This window comes from Pseudoxanthomonas sp. JC1303 (assembly GCF_058448525.1).
Genome location: NZ_CP185958.1, coordinates 1006104 through 1024953, shown reverse-complemented (window position 1 = coordinate 1024953; position 18850 = coordinate 1006104). Strand labels below are relative to the sequence as shown.

20 protein-coding genes and 1 tRNA gene are annotated in these 18850 nt (G+C 68.7%); 11 read left to right on the top strand and 10 right to left on the bottom strand.

The window, feature by feature from the left end; all coding sequences use genetic code 11:
• Positions 1 to 31 precede the first annotated feature (31 nt).
• Positions 32 to 715 (top strand): DsbA family oxidoreductase, encoded by a 684-nt coding sequence (locus ACORQU_RS04600; RefSeq protein WP_491643684.1) that lies wholly within the window; start codon positions 32 to 34, stop codon positions 713 to 715.
• A gap of 11 nt (positions 716 to 726) precedes the next feature.
• On the opposite strand, the gene ACORQU_RS04595 is transcribed toward ACORQU_RS04600, so the two are convergent.
• Positions 727 to 939, bottom strand: coding sequence for a hypothetical protein (locus ACORQU_RS04595; protein WP_271644520.1), 213 nt, complete (start codon positions 937 to 939; stop codon positions 727 to 729).
• A gap of 187 nt (positions 940 to 1126) precedes the next feature.
• Between ACORQU_RS04595 and ACORQU_RS04590 the strand changes: the two genes are divergently transcribed.
• Complete coding sequence (locus ACORQU_RS04590) at positions 1127 to 1414, top strand: DUF3247 family protein (protein WP_491643683.1); 288 nt, start codon at positions 1127 to 1129, stop codon at positions 1412 to 1414.
• Between the two features lie 15 nt (positions 1415 to 1429).
• On the opposite strand, the gene ACORQU_RS04585 is transcribed toward ACORQU_RS04590, so the two are convergent.
• Together ACORQU_RS04585 and ACORQU_RS04580 are read right to left on the bottom strand one after the other, a co-directional pair.
• Positions 1430 to 1693 (bottom strand): hypothetical protein, encoded by a 264-nt coding sequence (locus ACORQU_RS04585; RefSeq protein ID WP_271644522.1) that lies wholly within the window; start codon positions 1691 to 1693, stop codon positions 1430 to 1432.
• Between the two features lie 135 nt (positions 1694 to 1828).
• Positions 1829 to 2494: an arylesterase gene (locus ACORQU_RS04580; RefSeq protein ID WP_491643682.1), complete on the bottom strand. Its 666-nt coding sequence runs from the start codon at positions 2492 to 2494 to the stop codon at positions 1829 to 1831.
• Between the two features lie 33 nt (positions 2495 to 2527).
• On the opposite strand from ACORQU_RS04580, the gene ACORQU_RS04575 reads away from it, so the two are divergent.
• From ACORQU_RS04575 to ACORQU_RS04565, 3 genes are all read left to right on the top strand, one after another.
• Complete coding sequence (locus ACORQU_RS04575; protein WP_491643681.1) at positions 2528 to 3250, top strand: ABC transporter ATP-binding protein; 723 nt, start codon at positions 2528 to 2530, stop codon at positions 3248 to 3250.
• Complete coding sequence (locus ACORQU_RS04570) at positions 3247 to 5754, top strand: ABC transporter permease (RefSeq protein WP_491643680.1); 2508 nt, start codon at positions 3247 to 3249, stop codon at positions 5752 to 5754. Before ACORQU_RS04575 ends, ACORQU_RS04570 begins: the two co-directional genes overlap by 4 nt.
• An 83-nt stretch (positions 5755 to 5837) precedes the next feature.
• Positions 5838 to 7526 carry an ABC1 kinase family protein gene (locus tag ACORQU_RS04565; RefSeq protein WP_491643679.1) on the top strand — a complete coding sequence of 563 codons (1689 nt, stop codon included), beginning with the start codon at positions 5838 to 5840 and terminating at the stop codon, positions 7524 to 7526.
• A 92-nt stretch (positions 7527 to 7618) separates the two neighbouring features.
• On the opposite strand, the gene ACORQU_RS04560 is transcribed toward ACORQU_RS04565, so the two are convergent.
• The 3 genes from ACORQU_RS04560 to ACORQU_RS04550 all read right to left on the bottom strand — a co-directional run bounded on the left by ACORQU_RS04560 (position 7619) and on the right by ACORQU_RS04550 (position 10557).
• A complete protein-coding gene (locus ACORQU_RS04560) occupies positions 7619 to 8836 on the bottom strand; it encodes an RtcB family protein (protein WP_491643678.1) in 1218 nt (405 codons plus the stop codon).
• A gap of 67 nt (positions 8837 to 8903) precedes the next feature.
• Positions 8904 to 10025 (bottom strand): slipin family protein, encoded by a 1122-nt coding sequence (locus ACORQU_RS04555; protein ID WP_491643677.1) that lies wholly within the window; start codon positions 10023 to 10025, stop codon positions 8904 to 8906.
• Positions 10026 to 10486: 461 nt separating this feature from the next.
• Positions 10487 to 10557: transfer RNA gene (locus ACORQU_RS04550), tRNA-OTHER, on the bottom strand.
• 821 nt (positions 10558 to 11378) lie between these two features.
• On the opposite strand from ACORQU_RS04550, the gene ACORQU_RS04545 reads away from it, so the two are divergent.
• From ACORQU_RS04545 to ACORQU_RS04530, 4 genes are all read left to right on the top strand, one after another.
• Complete coding sequence (locus tag ACORQU_RS04545) at positions 11379 to 12422, top strand: class I SAM-dependent methyltransferase (RefSeq protein ID WP_491643676.1); 1044 nt, start codon at positions 11379 to 11381, stop codon at positions 12420 to 12422.
• Positions 12419 to 13129 (top strand): pseudouridine synthase, encoded by a 711-nt coding sequence (locus ACORQU_RS04540; protein WP_491643675.1) that lies wholly within the window; start codon positions 12419 to 12421, stop codon positions 13127 to 13129. Before ACORQU_RS04545 ends, ACORQU_RS04540 begins: the two co-directional genes overlap by 4 nt.
• Positions 13126 to 13821: an HAD family hydrolase gene (locus ACORQU_RS04535; protein ID WP_491643674.1), complete on the top strand. Its 696-nt coding sequence runs from the start codon at positions 13126 to 13128 to the stop codon at positions 13819 to 13821. Before ACORQU_RS04540 ends, ACORQU_RS04535 begins: the two co-directional genes overlap by 4 nt.
• A 76-nt stretch (positions 13822 to 13897) precedes the next feature.
• Positions 13898 to 14731: a ParB N-terminal domain-containing protein gene (locus tag ACORQU_RS04530; RefSeq protein ID WP_491643673.1), complete on the top strand. Its 834-nt coding sequence runs from the start codon at positions 13898 to 13900 to the stop codon at positions 14729 to 14731.
• A gap of 27 nt (positions 14732 to 14758) precedes the next feature.
• Here ACORQU_RS04530 and ACORQU_RS04525 read toward each other — a convergent pair whose 3' ends face one another.
• The 3 genes from ACORQU_RS04525 to ACORQU_RS04515 all read right to left on the bottom strand — a co-directional run bounded on the left by ACORQU_RS04525 (position 14759) and on the right by ACORQU_RS04515 (position 16895).
• Positions 14759 to 15559, bottom strand: coding sequence for an SDR family oxidoreductase (locus ACORQU_RS04525; protein ID WP_491643672.1), 801 nt, complete (start codon positions 15557 to 15559; stop codon positions 14759 to 14761).
• Between the two features lie 75 nt (positions 15560 to 15634).
• Entirely contained in the window at positions 15635 to 16207 is a 573-nt protein-coding gene (locus tag ACORQU_RS04520) for a DUF1415 domain-containing protein (RefSeq protein ID WP_491643671.1), read from the bottom strand.
• 205 nt (positions 16208 to 16412) lie between these two features.
• Positions 16413 to 16895 carry a YajQ family cyclic di-GMP-binding protein gene (locus ACORQU_RS04515; protein ID WP_491643670.1) on the bottom strand — a complete coding sequence of 161 codons (483 nt, stop codon included), beginning with the start codon at positions 16893 to 16895 and terminating at the stop codon, positions 16413 to 16415.
• A gap of 89 nt (positions 16896 to 16984) precedes the next feature.
• On the opposite strand from ACORQU_RS04515, the gene ACORQU_RS04510 reads away from it, so the two are divergent.
• Positions 16985 to 17872 carry a DMT family transporter gene (locus ACORQU_RS04510; protein WP_491643669.1) on the top strand — a complete coding sequence of 296 codons (888 nt, stop codon included), beginning with the start codon at positions 16985 to 16987 and terminating at the stop codon, positions 17870 to 17872.
• Positions 17873 to 17909: 37 nt separating this feature from the next.
• Positions 17910 to 18455 (top strand): DUF1453 domain-containing protein, encoded by a 546-nt coding sequence (locus tag ACORQU_RS04505; protein WP_491643668.1) that lies wholly within the window; start codon positions 17910 to 17912, stop codon positions 18453 to 18455.
• On the opposite strand, the gene ACORQU_RS04500 is transcribed toward ACORQU_RS04505, so the two are convergent.
• Complete coding sequence (locus ACORQU_RS04500; RefSeq protein ID WP_271644554.1) at positions 18452 to 18754, bottom strand: hypothetical protein; 303 nt, start codon at positions 18752 to 18754, stop codon at positions 18452 to 18454. The two genes, ACORQU_RS04505 and ACORQU_RS04500, sit on opposite strands and share 4 nt — an antisense overlap.
• Between the last annotated feature and the right edge of the window lie 96 nt (positions 18755 to 18850).

Genomic DNA, 18850 nt, shown 5'->3' with positions numbered 1-18850 from the left:
CAATGCGGGCTTCTTCAATCGAGACATCGCCATGAGCGCAACGCCTGCCGCCAGGCCGGTCGACGGACAGCCGGTCCGCGTGGATTTTGTATCCGACGTGGTGTGCCCATGGTGCGCGATCGGCCTGCAGGCCTTGCTGGCGGCCGCGCAGCGCATCGACGGCCTGCAACTTGAGCTGCATTTCCAGCCGTTCGAACTGGATCCGGACTTGGCGCCGGGCGGCGAAGATCTGCAGCAGCGGCTGATGCGCAAGTATGGGATGAGCGCCGAGCAGTACAAGGCCAGCAACGAGGCGATCCGCGCGCGTGGCGCCGAGCTGGGGTTCACCTTCGACCCGGACAAGCGCACGCGCAGCTTCAACACCTTCGATGCGCACCGCTTGCTGCATTGGGCCGGGGAACAGGGCGATGTGGCACAGCTGCGCCTCAAGCGGGCGCTGCTGACGGCTTATTTCACCGAAGGCGAAGACGTCTCCGACCACGAGGTGCTGGCCACCGCCGCCACGCAGGCCGGCCTTTCGATTGACGCGGCTCGCGCGGTGTTGCAAAGCGATCGTTATGCCGAAGCCGTGCGTGCCGATGAAGCCCGCTGGCGCCAGGCCGGGATCAATGCGGTGCCGTCGGTCGTCTTCAACAACCAGCACCTGCTGCAGGGGGGACAACCGGTGGAGACCTTCGAGCAGGCGCTGCGCCAACTGTCGGGGCTGTCGGCCTGAGCCTTGCCCGATCAGCCGTGGCGGGCGACCAGCACGGCTTCGCGCCCGGCCATGTCCATGATCACGGCGGTGGAGATCCCGTGCCGTTCGTGCAGGCTCGAGGCGATGACGCTGGCCGTGTGCAGGGCCTCGTCGCGATCAGTGAACCAGAATCGTCCGTGTTCCCCTTCGTACAGCTGCCATCCCTGGTCGCTTGCGGCAATGGTGAAGAGCACGCGTTGCATGGCAGACCTCGTCCGGTGCACGGGTGTGCACCACAGGGCATAGCGTGCGCGCCGTCACGGAGCGGGGCACTCGGCCGCCACCCCGGACGCGCGTAGGAAAAGTCTGATCCGCGGGTCGGCCTCGGCCTAGACGCCTTCTTTCGCCGGGCGAGTCGATCATGTGTGCCTGTCCCGCAGGAATGCTTCCATGAGCCAGCTTGCCCAACGTGTGCACACCCATCGCGACGAAATCGCCCGCCTCGAAACCCTGGTTACCCAGTTGCCCTCCGAAGCCCGGGTCGAGCTGACCCTGGAAGACGGCGGTCAGCTGCGCGGGACGGTCGCGGTCCGGCCGACCGTCCAGACCTTTCGCGACATGGACGGCCAGGAGGGGACCAACAGCCTGCTGCGGCTGGACGACCTGGACGATCCTGCGCACCAGCACGTGGTCTGGCTCGATACCGTCGCCAAGGTCGAACCGCTCGGCTCGTTCTGATCTGCGGGGGATGCGTCAGGCGGCGACGGTCTCTTCGCTGCCCTCGAAGCGGCGGGCGTAGCCCCGCTCCTCGGCCACGCGCTGCACTTCCTCGCGCGGCAGATCCGGCGCGCCATAGACCGCGTAGACGACGTCGTCGGCCTGGGTGCCGATCAGTTGCAGGCGATAGCGCGGGCGGCCGGTGTGGCCATTTTCCGGGTAGTGCACGGGCGGCTGCGGGCCGTCCATGTCCATCTCGCTGTTGTCCACCACGCCACCAACGAACAGGGCACGCAACATGGGAATTCTCCGATTGGGGAAGGCCGGCCGATCATCTCGGCCGTCATGTTGGATGGGCATGAAGTCCGCATTGGGAAAATGCAAAGGCCGCCCGTTCCAGGCGGCCTTTGCCGGCGTGCATCGCGTCGCCCTGGTTCAGTCCAGCAACGGTGCCAGCCTGGGCCAGACGTAGTCGCGAATCCGCGGCTGCGCCGCGGCGGTAGGGTGCAGGTTGTCGGCCTGGAAGTTGGCCCGGTCACCGGCCACAGGTTCCAGGAAGAACGGCACGAACGCCGTCCCATACCGCTTGGCCAGGGCGCTGAAGTTATCGGCAAAGCCCTCGGTGTAGGCGCGGCCCAGGTTGGGCGGCATGCGCATGCCCAGCAGCAGCACCTTGGCCCCGGCGGCCTGCGAGGCGGTGATCATCTTCTCGAGATTGGTCTTGGTCTGCGCCAGCGGCAGGCCACGCAGGCCATCGTTGGCGCCCAGTTCGATCACCACCACCGCCGGCTTGACCCGCTGCAGCTGCGCGTTGATGCGTGAAGCGCCTCCGGCGCTGGTCTCCCCGCTGATGCTGGCATTGACGACTTTCCAGCCGGGCTTTTCCTTGCCGAGCCTGGCAACGGTCAGCGGCACCCAGCCCTCGTTCGGGCCCAGGCCATAGCCGGCCGAGAGCGAATCGCCCATGACCAGCACGGTCTTGGTGGACGCGGCCGGTGCGGCCTTGGGTGCCTGCGCCAGCAAAGGTGGCATGAATGTCAGCAGCACCAGGGCCAACCACCATTGCGTGGAGCGGCGGATGGCCGCATAAGCTGAAGGCATCGTCATCTTTCCGTGGTCCAAGACACTCCCATCATGGCTGACTCCCCCCTGCTGCACGCTGACAAGCCCCTCACTTCCGCGCGCACGCCCGTGCTGCAGGTCCAGTCGCTGGGCAAGCAGGTCAGCCTGCCAGGCAGCACATTGACCATCCTCGATGGAGTGTCCTTCCAGATCGAGCACGGTGACACGGTCGCTATCGTCGGGGCCTCGGGCTCTGGCAAGAGCACGCTGTTGTCGCTGCTGGCCGGGCTGGATACACCCAGCAGCGGGACGGTCACGCTGGATGGCGCGGTGCTCTCGGCGCTGGACGAGGACGGCCGGGCGCGGGTGCGCGGCGAGAAGGTGGGCTTCGTGTTCCAGAACTTCCAGCTGCTGCCCTCGCTGACCGCGCTGGAGAACGTGATGCTGCCGCTGGAACTGCGCGGTGATGCCGATCCGCAGGCGCCGGCCGAGCAGATCCTGGCCGATGTCGGTCTGTCCGGGCGCCTGGGTCACTATCCGCGCCAGCTTTCCGGGGGCGAGCAGCAGCGCGTGGCGCTGGCGCGCGCGTTCGTGACCCGGCCGGCGCTGCTGTTCGCCGACGAGCCCACCGGCAATCTCGACCAACGCACCGGTCAGGCGATCGAGGAACTGCTGTTCGCGCTCAATGCGCAGACGGGCACCACCCTGGTGTTGGTCACCCATGACGAAGCGCTGGCCGCGCGCTGCACGCGCGTGCTGCGCCTGGACAGCGGCAGCCTGGTCGCCGGCGCATGAACACCCTGCGCCTGGCCTGGCGCCAGCTGCGCCGCGATCTGGCGGCCGGCGAGATCCGCATCCTGCTGGCCGCGCTGGTGCTGGCGGTTGTAGCGGTGACCTCGGTGAGCTTCGTGACCGATCGCGCCGGGCGCGCGCTGGCGATCGAGGCCAACCGCCTGCTCGGTGGGGATGCGGTGGTGCGCAGTGACACGCCGATCACCGGCAGGCTCTTGGACGCGTCCCAGGCCAATGGCCTGCGCCGCACGCAGACCACCGAACTCAACACCATGATCCGGGTGGGCGACGGCGACAACGCGCAACTGCGCCTGGGCGACCTGCGCGCGCTTGGCGCAGGCTTCCCGCTGCGTGGCCACTTCACCATCACCACGACAGCTGCGCCGGCCGAGCATGCCGCCGAGGGCATCCCCGCGCCCGGCACGCTGTGGATGACGCGCGCCGGCGCCGACACGCTGGGCGCGCGGCTTGGCGATCGCGTCAGCCTGGGCGATGCCAGCTTCACCCTGGCCGCCCTGGTGACCCAGGAACCGGATGCGGCCCTGGACTACTTCAACGTCGCGCCCAAGGTGTTCCTCAACGCCGCCGACCTGGCCTCCACCGGCCTGGTGCAGCTGGGCAGCCGCGTCGGTTACCGGCTGGTGGTCGCTGGAGACGCCGGCGCGGTCGAGCGATTCACCGGCATCGCCCGTGACGCACTGGGGCGCGGCCAGCGCCTGGAGACCATCCAGGACGCGCGTCCGGAAGTGCGCTCGGCGCTGGACCGCGCCGGGCGCTTCCTGGGATTGGCGGCACTGGTCTCAGTGATCCTGGCCGCCGTGGCGGTGGCAATGGCCGCGCGCCGGCACAGCGAGCGACATCTGTCCGGTGTGGCGGTGATGCGCTGTCTCGGCGCGCAGCAGGCGCGGCTGGTGGGCATCCATGTGGGCGAACTGATCCTGCTGGGGCTGATCGCCTGCACGATCGGCGTGGGCATCGCCTTCGCGCTGCAGTGGGGCATCGGCGGCTGGTTGGCGCAGGCCCTGAAGGTGGCGATCCCGCCAGCGGGCTGGCTGCCGGTGCTGCGCGGCTACGGCGTCGGGCTGGTGGTGCTGCTGGCCTTCGGCGCGCCGCCGGTGCTGGCGTTGCGGCGCGTGCCCGCGCTGCGGGTGCTGCGGCGCGATCTGGATCCGACCGAGCCCAGTGCCGTGCTGGTCGCGCTGGCGGGTTTCGTCGGCCTGGCCGCGCTGCTGTGGTGGCAGGCGGGCTCGGCCACGCTGGGGCTGGCGATGCTGGCCGGGATCGCCGCCACGCTGGTGGTGCTGGCAGGCCTGGCGTGGCTGCTGATCCTGGCGGTGCGGCGCCTGCGCGGGCGCCTGCGTGGCGCGCTGCGCTACGGTCTGGCCAACGTCAGTCGGCGCGCGGGCACCAGCGTGGCGCAGATCTCCGCGCTGGGACTGGGGCTGATGGCGTTACTGCTGCTGACCTTCGTGCGCACCGACCTGCTGGACCGCTGGCAGCTGGCGCTGCAGGCCGATGCGCCCAACCGCTTCATCATCAACGTGCAGGACGACCAGGTGCAGCCGGTGGCCGATTTCGTGCAGGCCCAGGGGCTGGCGGCGCCCGTGCTGTTCCCGATGGTGCGCGGGCGGATGGTCAGCCACAACGGTCAGCCCAGCAGCGGTGCGGACTATGCGGACGACCAGGCCAGGCGCCGTGCCGAGCGCGAGTTCAACCTGTCCACCGCGACCACGCTGCGTGACGACAACACGATCACCGCCGGCAAGTTCTGGGGCCCGGCGCCCACCCCGACCCCGGAGCTGTCGGTCGAGGAGGGTTTTGCCGAAGACCTGCACTGGAAGCTGGGCGATACGGTGCGCTTCGACATCGCCGGGCAGACGCTGGAAGGCAGGATCACCAGCCTGCGCAAGGTGGACTGGGAGAGCTTCAAGCCGAACTTCTTCGTGATGGTCTCGCCGGGGGTGCTTCAGGACTATCCGGCCAGCCACATCACGGCGGTCAAGGTGCCGGACGGGCATCCGCGCTTCACCGCGCAGCTCGTGCAAGCCTTTCCCAACCTGTCGGTGATCGATATCGACCAGGTGCTCAAGCAGGTGCGCAGCACGGCCGACCAGGTCAGTACGGTGGTGCAGGTGGTGTTCTGGTTCTCGCTGGCGGCTGGCCTGCTGGTGCTGATGGCCGCGGTGAGCGCCAGCCAGGACGAACGCCTGCTGGAGGGCGGGGTGATGCGTGTGCTGGGCGGCAGCCGGCGCCAGCTACGTGCGGCCCAGGCCTCGGAGTTCGCCGCGATCGGCCTGCTGTCCGGCCTGGTGGCCGCGGTGGCCGCCTCGGTGCTGTCCGGCGTGGTGGCGGTCAAGGTTTTCGACCTGCCGTGGACGCCGAACTGGACCCTGGCCCTGGTCGGTGGCCTGGTCGGCGTCCTGGCCGCGCTGATCGCCGGCCTGTTCGCCACGCGCAAGGTGCTCGATGCGCCGCCATCGGTGACCCTGCGCGAGCTGCAGGGGTAAGCGCGGTGCGCCGGGCGGGCTTCACCGCCCTGTGACCGGCCTGTTCACACAATCATGGTCGCCTTCCTCGAGACCTTCCGACCATGACCGAATCCGGGACCAGCCCCTCGCCGGCCGTGGCCGCCGCGCCACAGGGCGAGGGCGCCATGGAACGTCGCCGGCAGATCATGCGGTTCCTGTTCCGGTACCGGAAATCGGGGGTCTTTTCCGGGTTCTCCGATGATTCGCTGATCAAGGACGTGACCATCGACGATGGCACGCCCGAAGAGTTCAGCCGCGACCTGGAGGCCCTGGGGCCGACCTTCATCAAGCTCGGCCAGATGCTCTCCACGCGTCCGGACATCGTGCCGCCCGCGTACGCTGTGGCGCTGGAGCGCATGCAGGAGGATGTCTCGCCGATTCCCTCCGAACAGATCCGGGCCGCGCTGGAAGCCGATCTGGGCGTGCGCCTGAGCAAGGTCTTCCAGGACTTCGACATGCAGCCCCTGGGCACGGCCTCCCTGGCGCAGGTGCATCGCGCGATCATGCGCGATGGCACGCCGGTGGCGGTCAAGGTGCAGAAGCCTGGCGTGGCCCAGCGCCTGATGTCGGACCTGTCGATGCTGCGCTCCATCGCCACGGCCGCCGACCGGCTGACCAAGGTGGGCCGCAGCGTGCGCTTCACCGACTGGCTGGAGGAGTTCGGCCGCACCTTGATGGCCGAGTTGGACTACGTGGCCGAGGCCGAGAACCTGGAGCGCTTCGCCTCGCACCTCAATGCCTACCCCGAGTTGATGGTGCCGCGGCCGGTGTGGGACCTCACCCGGCGTCGGGTGCTGGTGATGGAACTGGTGGAAGGCGTGCGCGTGGACCACGTGCCCGCCGTGCGCCGCATCGAGCAGCCCATGCTGCCGATGGCCTCGGCCCTGCTGCGTGGCTATCTGGACCAGATCTTCGTGCATGGCGAAATCCATGCCGATCCACACCCGGGCAACCTGCGGGTGACCCCGGACAACCGCCTGGCGATCTTCGACCTGGGCATGGTGGCCAATGTGCCGCCCGGTCAGCGCGAGACGCTGCTCAAGCTGCTGTTCGCCGCGGTCGATGGCCGCGGCGAGTCGGTGGCGCGCGAGATGCTCGCCCTGGGCACGCAGTTGGAAGACTTCGACGGTGAGCGATTCAATCGCGAGATCGGCCAGCTCATCAGTCGCTATTCCGCGCACGCCGGCACGATTTCGGAAGGGCGCACCGTGCTGGACCTGGTCCGCACGGCCATGGCCTGTGGCCTACGCACGCCGCCGGAACTGTCACTGCTGGGCAAGGCGTTGCTCAACCTGGACACGGTGTGCCGCGCGCTCTCGCCCGAGCTGGATGCCAAGGCCGTGGTCGAGGGCCACCTGCAGCACGTCATGCGCGCCCGCCTGCGCCAGTCCTTCTCCTCGCCCAGCATGGCCAGCGAGCTGATGGACCTGCAGTCACTGGCGCGCGAGGGCCCGCGCAGGCTCTCCGATATCCTCGGCTTGCTGTCGGAGAACAAACTGCAGATCCGCATCTCCGGGTTGGAGGAATCCCACCTGATGGAGAGCCTGCAGAAGATCGCCAATCGCGTCGCCGCCGGCGTGGTCACCGCCGCGCTGATCCTGGCCTCGGCGCTGATGATGCGCATCCCCACCGCCACCACGCTGTTCGGCTACCCGGCCGTGGCGTTGATTCTGTTCTTCATCGGCGCCATCCTCGGCGCCAGCATCGTCATCAGCGCGCTGCTGGGGGACCGGAAGGTCAAGAGCCGCTGAATCTGTCCGCGCTGGCTGCTCGAAGTTCACGCTGTGCATATTGCATCGATGAAGAAAGGCGTCACGGATTCACTCCGTGACGCCCTGGGGTGTTACCCCTTGATGCACAACACCTGGCGAAGGGTGTGGACCACTTCCACCAGGTCGGTCTGGGCGGCCATCACCGCGTCGATGTCCTTGTAGGCGGCCGGTGATTCGTCGATCACCGCCGCGTCCTTGCGGCATTCGACATGTGCGGTGGCCTGGCGGTGCTCTGCCAGGGTGATGCTGGCCCGCGCCTGGGTCCTGCTCATCACGCGGCCGGCGCCGTGGCTGCAGCTGTGGAAGCTCTCGCCATTGCCTAGCCCACGCACGATGTAGCTGCGCGTGCCCATGCTGCCCGGGATGATGCCCAGCTCGCCCGCCTTGGCGCTGACCGCGCCTTTGCGGGTTACCAGCAGTTCCTGCCCGGCGTGCGTCTCCTTCTGCACGTAGTTGTGGTGGCAGTTCACCGCCAGCTTCTCCAGCTGGAACTTCGGCAGGCGGTGTCGCATCTCGGCCAGCACCCGCGCCATCATCCCCTCGCGGTTCTCGCGGGCGTAGTCCTGCGCCCACGACACGGCTTCCACGTAGTCGTCAAACAGGGGCTCGCCTTCCATGAAGAAGGCCAGGTCCATGTCCGGTACGTGGTAGCCCAGCACGCGATGTGCGAGCTGCTCACGCGCACGCTCGATGAAGTACGTGCCGATGAGGTTGCCGGTGCCGCGCGACCCGCTGTGCAGCATGACCCACACCGCGCCAGCCTCGTCCAGGCACAGCTCGATGAAGTGGTTGCCGCCACCCAGCGTGCCCAGTTGGCCGTCCAGCTTGTCGGTGCGGATCTTGCGGTGCTTGGCCTTGATGGCGTCCAGCCGCTCGACCAACCCCGACTGCGCCACGCGCGTGCCGATGCTGTCGGGCAGCTTGTGATGCTCGCCGCCGCGGCCGTTGCCGACCGGCACGCTGCGCTCGATGCTGTTGCGCAGCTGGGCCAGGCTGTCGGGCAGGTCCTCGGCCCGCAGGGTGGTGCGCACCGCGGCCATGCCGCAGCCGATGTCCACGCCGACCGCGGCCGGGATGATCGCCCCCTGCGTCGGGATGACCGAACCCACGGTGGCCCCCTTGCCCAGGTGCACGTCCGGCATCACCGCCACCCACGGCCCCACGAAGGGCATGGCCGCGATGTTGCGCAACTGCGCGTGGGCATTGTCGTCCAACGGCACGCCGCGCACCCAGCCCTTGATCGGCGTGGCGCTGCCCTCGGCATGCAGCAATTCGTAATGGGTGTTCATGTGTTTCACCTTGATCCTTGGTTTGAATCCGCGCGCGCCATGTCCATGCGGCGCGCGCGGGGTGTTGCTACTTCAGTGTGACCAGCTGCTTGAGCACGCCATCCAGGCCGCCGAACACGGTCAGGCGCTCGATCTTCTCGGTCACCTTCTCCAGGGCTTCCAGCTCCTTCAGGCGCATCAGCACCGGGCTCTCTTCCACCAGCTTGGCCGTGTTGAGCAGCGACCGGGTGGCGTTGGCCTCCTCGCGACGACGGATGACGTTGGCCTGCGCCTGCTTCTCCGCCTGCACCACCGCGTTGAGGATCTGGCGCATCTCGCCGGGCAGGATCACGTCCTTGATGCCCACGCCCAGGACCTCCACGCCGAATGCATCGAGCTTGCCGCGCACGGCGGTGAAGATCTCCGCATCCAGCCCGGCCTTGTCGCCCAACAGTTCGTCGAGCGACTTGCACGAGACCGCCTTGCGCAGGCCGTACTGCAGCTCGCGGTATACCTGGTCGGCGTACTTGGCGACCTGGGTGCGCGCGGCGACCGGATCGGTCACACGCAGGCTCGCGGCGAGGTTGACGCGCAAGGAGACCTTGTCGCGGGTCAGCAACTCCTGACCCTGCACCTCGACCGCCTGTACGCGCAGGTCGACCAGATCCACGACCACGTTCTTCTGGAAATTCCAGAAGGCCGTGCTGCCCGGCGTCAGCGTGCGTGCCAGCTTGCCGTCGATGAAGACCAGGCCGGCGAACTCCGCCGGCACGTCGGCCACCACCGCGAGCTTGGACAATGCGCCCAGCTGGCGCAGGCGCCGCATGACCTCGACCGGGACTTCCAGGTCGGCGGTCAGTGGCAATGCGCGCACCTCCACGTTGACCGGCCCACGCCAGTACAGCTTGCGCGTGCCGGGCGGCAGGACGTCTTCCAGCTTGCCGTTCTTCAGCACCAGGCCGACTTCATCGGCGCCCAGGTTGGCCAGCACGAAGGTCTCGTCCAGGCGCGCGCCCAACGCGGCGATCAGCACCTCGCTGTCCTTGCCGGCGTACTCGGCCGGCACGGTCGGATGCACGCGCACCTCGGTCTTGTTGAAGGGGTCGAACAGGCGGTACACGCCGGCGCCGAGCACCCGCTGGAATTGACGATTGGCAAACACCAGGCCGCGCTCGCCGTCACCGATCACGACCCGCTTGGTCCAGAACATGGCACTTTCTCCTTGTGGTCTGGTGTCGTCGATCTCTGCTGATGGTCCGCACGCCGGATCGACGAAGACCTGCGGACCTCGCCTGCAACACCGCGCCGCAGGCAGAAGGAAGAAGGTGGAAACACCCCTGCACGTCGATCGCACGGAGCGTGGTGCGCGCGATGGGTCGGGGCGGGCGGGTCGGGTCGCCGGGCACCGCGGTGGGCTGCGAATGCCTGCGCTTCCGCTTCCGTCGCCGCGAGCCACGCGGGCATCGGCCCGGTGTGACCGCCGCTGCGCTGCGCCTGTCGCCCGGCATTCCGTCGCCGAGGCGACCCCGCTTGCGCACGGGGTGTTTCCTGGTGGGCTTGCGCCCGGTGTCATGACGTGACAGGTCATGTGCCCTTTCGGGCGTGGAGCGGGATTCGAACCCGCGACCGACGGATTAATCGTCCGTTGCTCTACCCAACTGAGCTATCCAGTGGTGGGCGTCCAGGACTCGAACCTGGCCCTCCGGTGTGTTCCGGCGCTCTCTCCAGGTGAGCTACCGCCCGCGTCGTGTCCGTCCTGCTGTGCATCTCCGGCATACGCCACGGCAGCGCCGCGCGCACCGGGTGGGGACTCAACCCACGCCGCTGGAAATGCCAGGCAAAACGAACCCGATTACCTGCGTTGCTGCGCAGATAATTTTTTCCGTCGGAGTTAATCCGATGGAGTTAATGGTGATCCACGTTGCGCCGCCCGCATCGGGGCATCGGGACGCGGCGCAAATGCGCCGGTTGCATCCGCGCCCCTGCATCAGGCGCGCGGATGCACGCCCGGATGCCCCGGGGCGGAACCTGTCGGGTTCCAACGTTGGAAGGGGGTGGGGTGAAGCAGGGTATGCAGCCCCGGATCCTTTGCAGACGCCTGAAAAAAAGCCCCCGGCGTGAATCCGAGGGCGTCTGCGTTGCCTCGGAAGATCGGAGTGACCGATCTTCCGTCAGGAGGATCCGGTCAGGTCAGTGGGCCATTGCCCGCAGGTTGCGACGGTCGCGCAGGCCATCGGCCGCGCTGCCGTGGCAGGGCCACAGGGCGTTTGGCTTGGCTTGGATGAAGGAGGGCTTCATGGCGGTCGTCGAAACAGAATGGGTCGCCGGTCGGCGAGGTGCGGGAAAGATAATGGGAGAAAATAAAAAGTGCAAGCACTTAATCGAAAATAATTTCGATGCGCGCGCCATCCGGAGAAGCGGTCGGGGCTGGTCGCCTGGTGGACGCGCGCGGCGGCCGCGCTCGTCATCGGGTCACACGGCGATGGCGGCCCACCCGCGTGCGCCTGAAGCCCCGTGCCCCGCGCTGTAGAATTTTGCGCCCTGCTGTTGCCTGGTGAGTGCCTTGGCCTCCAACGACCTTCCCCTCGATGCCCTGGCCTACGCGCTGCAAACCGCGGCGTTTGCCACCGCAGTGCCGCAGGCGCTGTTCCTGCGGGCCCGGCCGGGCCCGGCCCTGCGCGAGGTGCGCGGCATGCAACTGCGATGCACCCAAAGCTTCCGGCCGGCGTTCGACGCGCTGCAGCGCGAAGGGCTGACCGTCGCGGCGGATGCATCATCGCTAGCATCCGCACCGCTGGTGCTGCTGCTGCCGCCGCGGCAGAAGGACGAAGCCCGGGCACTGCTGGCGCAGGCGGTCTCGCTGTGCGCGCCCGGTGGGCGCGTGGTGGCCAGCGTGGCTAATGACGAGGGTGCCAAGTCGCTGGAAAAGGATCTGGCGCGGCTCACCGGGCTGGGCGGTTCGTTGACCAAGCACCATTGCCGTGTGTTCTGGAGCCCGCCGCTGGACGGGACACACGACGCGGCGCTGCTGGGGCAATGGCGGGAACTGGACCGGATACGTCCGATCCTGGGCGGACGCTTTCGCAGCCGACCGGGCGTGTTCGCCTGGGACCGGGTCGATCCGGCCTCGCAACTGCTGGTCGATGCCCTGCCGGCGACCCTGCGTGGCACGGCGGCCGACCTGGGGGCCGGCTGGGGTTTCCTGGCCGATGCACTGCTCACGCGCTGCGCCGGCATCACCGCGCTGGACCTGTTCGAAGCCGAAAAGCGCGCGCTGGACCTGGCCGAGGACAACCTCGCCCCACACGCCGCGCGCCTGCCGCTGGGCGTCCACTGGCATGACGTGGCCAGCGGCCTGCCGAAGCAGTACGACGTGATCGTCAGCAACCCGCCGTTCCATGCGCTCGGGCGCGGCGAGCGGCCGGACATCGGTCGGCGTTTCATCGAGGTGGCCGCCGCTTCGCTCAGGCGCCACGGCCAGCTGTGGCTGGTGGCCAACCGCCACCTGCCTTACGAAGCGGCGCTGGAGTCGCGGTTCGAGCAGGTGCGCGTGGCGGCGGAGGGCGCGGGCTTCAAGGTGATCGCCGCGACCGGGGCGCGCGCATGAAGATCGTGCGTCACATCGCCAACCTGGGCTATGGCAGCCGCAAGCAGGTGCAGGCGCTGTTCCGCGAGGGGCGCGTCACCGATGCGGACGGCGAGGTGCTCTACACCGACGATCCGGTCGATCACGACGCCATCCGCGTCGATGGGGAGCCGCTGGATCCCGCCCCCGGGTTGTGCGTGCTGCTGCACAAGCCGGTCGGCTATACCTGTTCGACCAAGGACACCGGGCGGCTGGTCTACGATCTGCTGCCCGCGCGCTGGCGCCAGCGCGATCCGATGCTGTCCACCGTGGGCCGGCTGGATCGCGACACCAGTGGCCTGCTGCTGCTCACCGATGACGGTGGCCTGCTGCACCGGATCATCTCGCCCAAGGCGCAGTTGCCCAAGGTGTACGAGGCGACGCTGGCCCAGGACCTGCGCGGCGACGAGGCACCGACGTTCGCCAGCGGCACGCTGCTGCTGGAATCGGAGACCAAACCGCTGCTGCCGGCCGAACTGGAGGCGCTGGGCCCACGCCAGGCGCGCCTGACCCTGCACGAGGGCCGTTATCACCAAGTGCGGCGGATGTTCGCCGCGGTGGGCAACCATGTGGAGGCGCTGCATCGCAGCCAGGTGGGCGGGCTGGGCCTGGGGGAGTTGGCGCCGGGTCAGTGGCGGGCGCTGGATGCCGGCGACCTGCAGACTCTGTTCGCGGGGCGCGGCGCATGAGCCAGGTTGCGGCGCTGCACTTCCTGCCCGAGGCGGTGATCTTCGACATGGACGGGCTGATGCTCGACACCGAGCGCGCTTCGCTGCAGTGCTGGCAGCAGGCGGCGGCCGAGGCCGGGCTGCGGATCGAGGAGGCCTTCTGGCTGCGCATGGTCGGTCACAGCGGCCCGGCCTGCCGCGCGATCCTGCGTGAAAGGCTGGAGGATGTGCAGATCGACCGCCTGCTGGAGCGCTGCTACGCGCTCTACCACGCGGTGGTCGAGGCCGGCGTGCCGCTGCGCCCGGGCATCCACGAGCTGCTGCAACTGCTTGCCACGCACGGGGTGCCCTGCGGGGTGGCCACCTCCACCCAGCGTCCGCTGGCGCCGAAGAAGCTGGAGGCCGCCGGGCTGCTGCCGTATTTCCGTGCGGTCACCGCCGGCAACGACGTGGCCCACCCCAAGCCGGCCCCGGACATTTACCTGCTGGCCGCCCAGCGCCTGCAGGCCGATCCGGCGCGTTGCCTGGCCCTGGAGGATTCGCCGGCCGGGGTGACCGCCGCGCTGGCCGCGGGCCTGACCGTCATCCAGGTGCCGGACCTGGTGGTTCCCGATGCGGCGCTGCGCGCGCGCGGTCACCGGATCGTGGCCTCGCTGCACGACGCGCGCGGCTTGCTGGAGGCCCACCTGCCAACGCCCCGGCGCGACGCTTAAAACCGCGGTGAATGCAAGGGCGACGCGGGCGTCCGGGCTGCCTACAATGCCGCCCCCTCGCACGCCCGGCAGTTGCATGAACATCGTCGTCAGAGAAGACCTCAAGGCCTACATCGATCCATTGACCCCCGACGAGCACGCGGCGCTGGAGCGCAGCCTGTTGGAAGAGGGCTGCCGCGATGCCCTGGTGCTGTGGGGGGACATCCTGGTCGATGGCCACAACCGCTACGGGATCTGTCAGAAGCACGGCCTGCCGTTCAATACCGTGCAGAACACGCGCTTCACCTCGATCGAGGACGTCCACCTGTGGATGATCGACCAGCACCTGGGCCGGCGCAACGTGTCCGACTTCCAGCGCGGCGTGCTGGCGCTGCGTCGGCGCGACATCCTGCTCGAGCGCACGCGCCAGGCGCCGGCCGAGGCGCCTGCGGCCGAAGCCGCCGATGACGGCAACCCGCCCTGGGACACCGCGGCGCCGTCCACCGCACCGGTGGCTTCGGCCGCGCTGCCCACCCGCGAGGAGCTGGCCAAGGCCGCCAAGCTCAGCAACAGCCAGGTCGCGGCGATCGAGAAGATCCAGAAGCAGGCCGCGCCCGAAGTCATCGCCGCCGTGCGTGCCGGCGAACTGTCGATCAACACCGCCGCGGTGGTCGCCACGCTGCCGGCCGAGGAGCAGCAGGCCGCCGCGCAGGGCGGGGTGGCCGAACTGAAGGAAGCCGCCAAGCGCGTGCGCGAATCCAAGCGCCGGGCCAAGCCCGAGCGTGCTGCCGAGACCTCCGCCGAAGCGGCCTCCCCGGCCGAGGAAACCCTGCCGCAGCTGCGCCTGCGCCTGGACCAGCTGCAGCAGGAAGTGACCCGCCTGAAGGCGCGCATCGCCGAGATGGAAGCGGCAGAAAAGCCGGCCTGGTAAGCCGGTGCGCCGGACGACGGCCGGCGATCAGGCGTATTGCATCTTGCGCGTCATGCCGCCATCGACCAGGAACTCCTGTCCGGTGACGAAGCCGGACAGCGTCGGCGCCAACAGCTGGACGGCCAGCGTGGCGATGTCCTCCGGGGTCCCGACGCGCCCGACCGGATGCTGGGCGTGGTCGGCCTTGGACAGTTTGGGCTGACGCCGGCGCTGCGGTGCGCGCCAGGCATCGGTGGCGATCCAGCCCGGACTGATGCAATTGACCCGCACCCGCGGGCCCTCGCTCAACGCCAGCGCATGGGTGAAGGCGACCAGTCCGCCCTTGGCGGCGGCGTAGGCCTCGCTGTGCCGCTCGGACTGCGTTGCGCGGGTGGAGGCGATGTTGACGATGGCGCCCTGGTCCTGGCGCAGCGCCGACAGCGCGTGCTTGCTGCACAGGAAGGCGCCATGCAGGCTGGCCAGGCGCTGGTTCCATTCGCCCGCGTCCAGCGTGTCCAGCGGCGGTACGTGCGGGTCCGGCGGGCCGGCGTTGTTGACCAGCCCATGCAACTGGCCGAAGTGCTTGAGCGCGGCGGCGACGAAGGCGGCCACGCTGCGCTCGCTGGCCGCGTCCAGGCGGCGGAAGAACGCGTCCCCACCGCGCCCCCATTCGGCCAGGCAGGCCTTGCCGGCCTCGGCGTCCAGATCGCCAATGGCGACCCGACCACCGGCGCCCAGCACCGCCTGGGCGATGCCGCGGCCGATGCCCTGCGCGCCGCCGGTGATCATCACCACGCGTCCGGCCAGCGGGGCGGGGTTCCAGGGCGTGATCGGCGGTGTCAGCGACATGGAGGCGGTCCTGTGTGGAAAGCCCCAGTGTCGCCACGCACGCATGCACGGCGCGTGCAGCGCGGCGTGGACCGATCAGGACTCCAGCAGGCGCCGCCAGCCCTCCACGCCCAATGCATCGAGCGTGGCGATGTTGCGGTCCACGATGACATCCGGGTCGGGATAGGCCGCCACCGCGCGCTCCACGCTGTCCTCGCGCAACAGGTGCAGCGTGGGCCAGGGTGAGCGATTGGTGTAGTTGGACACATCGTCGGGCGCGGCCCCGGCGAACTGGTAGCCGGGGTGGAAACTGGCCACCTGCAGGATGCCCTGCAGGTCCAGCTGCTCGACCGCCATGTCGGCGTTGTCCAGGAAGTCGTTGTAGTCCAGGAAGTCTTCCAACACCTGCGGATGCACGATCAGGGTGGTGTCGAGGACCTCGGCCGGCGTATCGCGCAGCAGCACCAGCTCTTCCATCAACTGCTCCAGCAGCGCCTCGGGCGTGGTCGCGTCGCTGAGCACCAGGCGCACCTGCTGCTTGACGTAGACCGCCTTGGCGAAGGGGCACAGGTTCAGGCCGATCACCGCCTTCTCCAGCCAATGGCGGGTATCGGCGATGGGGTCGTGCAGGATGTTGTCGGAGGTGGGTTCTGGAAAGTTGGAGTGCATGGACCAGATTGTAGGCCGATGCCTGGTCGCAAACGCGCCGATGGCGTCCAAGGCCAAACTGACTTGGGAACTGCGCTGAGAGGACAACCCGCGGATCGAGCGCCCACGCGCGGCCGTCCAATCACGCCTACTCTCCGCAGTCCGAATAACGAAGGCCCGCGCGAGGCAGGCCTTCGTCGTCTTGCAGCTCAGGCCAGGCTGTCGCTCAGTCGCGGAAATTGTCGAACTGCAGCGGTTGTTCGAACTCGGACTGCTTGAGCAGGGCGATGGCAGCTTGCAGGTCGTCGCGCTTCTTGCCGTTGACGCGCAGCTTGTCGCCGTTGATCTGGGTGTCGACCTTGATCTTGGATTCCTTGATCTTGGCGGCGATCTGCTTGGCCAGCTTCTGCTCGATGCCTTGCTTGACGGTGATCTTCTGGCGCGCGCCGGCCAGGTTGGTCTCCACCTCGCTGAACTCCAGGCAGCGCGCATCGATGCCGCGCGCGATCAGGCGTGCGCGCAGGATGTCTTCCATCTGCTTGAGCTGGAAATCGCTGGGCGCGGACTGGTTGATCACGCTGTCCTCCAGCACAAACTTGGCGTCCACGCCCTTGAAGTCGAAACGGTTGGACAGCTCGCGATTGGCCTGATCCACCGCGTTGGTGAGCTCGTGGCTGTTGACCTCGGAAACCACGTCGAAAGAGGGCATGGGCGCACCTGCTGTGAAAATGGGTCGCAAAGGGTAACGCGAAGCCCGCGCCGACGCCCTTGCCAGGCTGCGGGGCATAATCGCCCACCATGGACTCCCACGCTCCGCCCTGGCGCGCCGCGGGGCTGATGCTCTGCGCCGTGGCGTTGTTCGCGGTGATGGACGTCGGCCTGAAGCTGCTCGCCGCCCGCCATGCCCCGCTGCAGGTCGCCGCGCTGCGTGGAGCATCCTCGCTGCCCTTGGTGCTGGCCTGGGCGCTGGTCACGGTGGGGCCGCGCGCGCTGCTGCGGGTGCGCTGGCCGCTGCACCTGCTGCGGGGCGTGCTGAGCATCGGGATGATGGCCGGCTTCGTCTATGGCGTGGCGCGCATGCCGCTGTCCACCGCCTACGCACTGACCTTCGCAGCACCCTTGCTGGTCACCGCACTTGCCGGCCCGATCCTGGGCGAGCATGTGGGACCGCGACGCTGGACCGCCATTGTCCTGGGGCTGCTGGGCGTACTGGTGGTGCTACGGCCGACCGGTGCGGGCCTGTGGACGGCGGCTGGCGCGGCGGTGCTGGGTGCGGCGGCGTGCTATGCGGCCAGCATCCTCACTACACGCGCGATGGCCCCGCGCGAAAGCAGCCAGGCGATGGTGGTCTGGCTGGTGGCGATGATGGCGGTGTTCGCAGGCGTGCTGGCGTGGGCGGACTGGACGCCGCTGGTACGCGCGGACCTGTGGCCGGTGATCGCCATCGGCATCTCCGGTGCGCTGGCACAGATGGCCCTGACCGAGGCCTTCCGCCATGGCGAGGCCTCGCGCATCGCGCCGCTGGAGTATTCGGCCCTGATCTGGGGCGTGCTGGCCGACCTGCTGCTGTGGCGGCAGCTGCCCGACGCGGTGACCTGGCTCGGCGTGGGCATCATCGTGACCAGTGGCCTGTACCTGCTGCGGCGAGAGCGTCGTGTCGCCGCGGACGGGCAGGTGCACCCGTGAGGCGCGCCACGCCCGGGGTGATGCAGGAGCGTGCCGCGTGCCGTTGCTGATCGTGGCCGTGGTGGTGTTGGTGGTCCTGCTGGCCTGGGTCCTGCTGCTGCCGCTGTGGCTGTACCTGCGGTTCCGCCAGGGCAAGGCCAGGCGCCGCCTGCTGCCCTGGCTGGTGCGGCTCAATGCCTGGTTCGCCCTTGCGTCGACCGTCCTCTACCTGATGGGCATGGCGGTCACCGGGCACTGGTGGCCGGGCGCGCTGACCTATGCGGTGATCGGCCTGGGGGCTGGCTTATGTACAGGCGGGCTGGGGATTGTCCTGGGCCGCGTGGAGCATACGTCCCAGGGCAGCTTCCACACGCCCAGCCCGTGGCTCGCCGCGGCCTTGGTGTTGCTTGTGCTGGTTCGCCTTGCGGCCGGCGTGGTCGACGCCTGGCGTCGCATCGGCGATCAACAGGCGTTGCCGTGGCTGCCTGCGTTCGACCACACCACGCTGTTCGCGCTGGGTGGCTTGCTGCTGGGACACGGGCTGGCCACGGCCTGGGGCTTGCGCTGGCGATTACCGCGCGGCCGACGCGGCGGCGCGCGCTAGATCTCGTCGTCTTCGTCGTTGAGCACTTCGATAGCGCTGCCCGTGACCCGCGCGACGCGCTCGGCCACCTCGCGCACGCGACGCACGCCTTCGTCGTTGGGTGCCTCGACCTCGATCACCGAATAACCCGGGGCGGCATCGTCGCTCAGGCCGGCCGAGCTGGAATCCTCGTCGTCCATGTGCGGCATCAGGTCTTCGATTTCCTCGACATGCTCGATGCCTTCGATGGCTTCCAGCGCGTGGGTCAGTTGCAGGGTGGCGTCCTGGTCGCCGGTCATGCGCAGGCGGACGATGGGCATGGAAATCTCCTGGTCGGAATCAAGGCAGACGATGCTGACCAGCCTCGCGCGAAGGTGTGGTGAGCGCATCGTGTGTACCGCGTGCTTCTGCCGTAC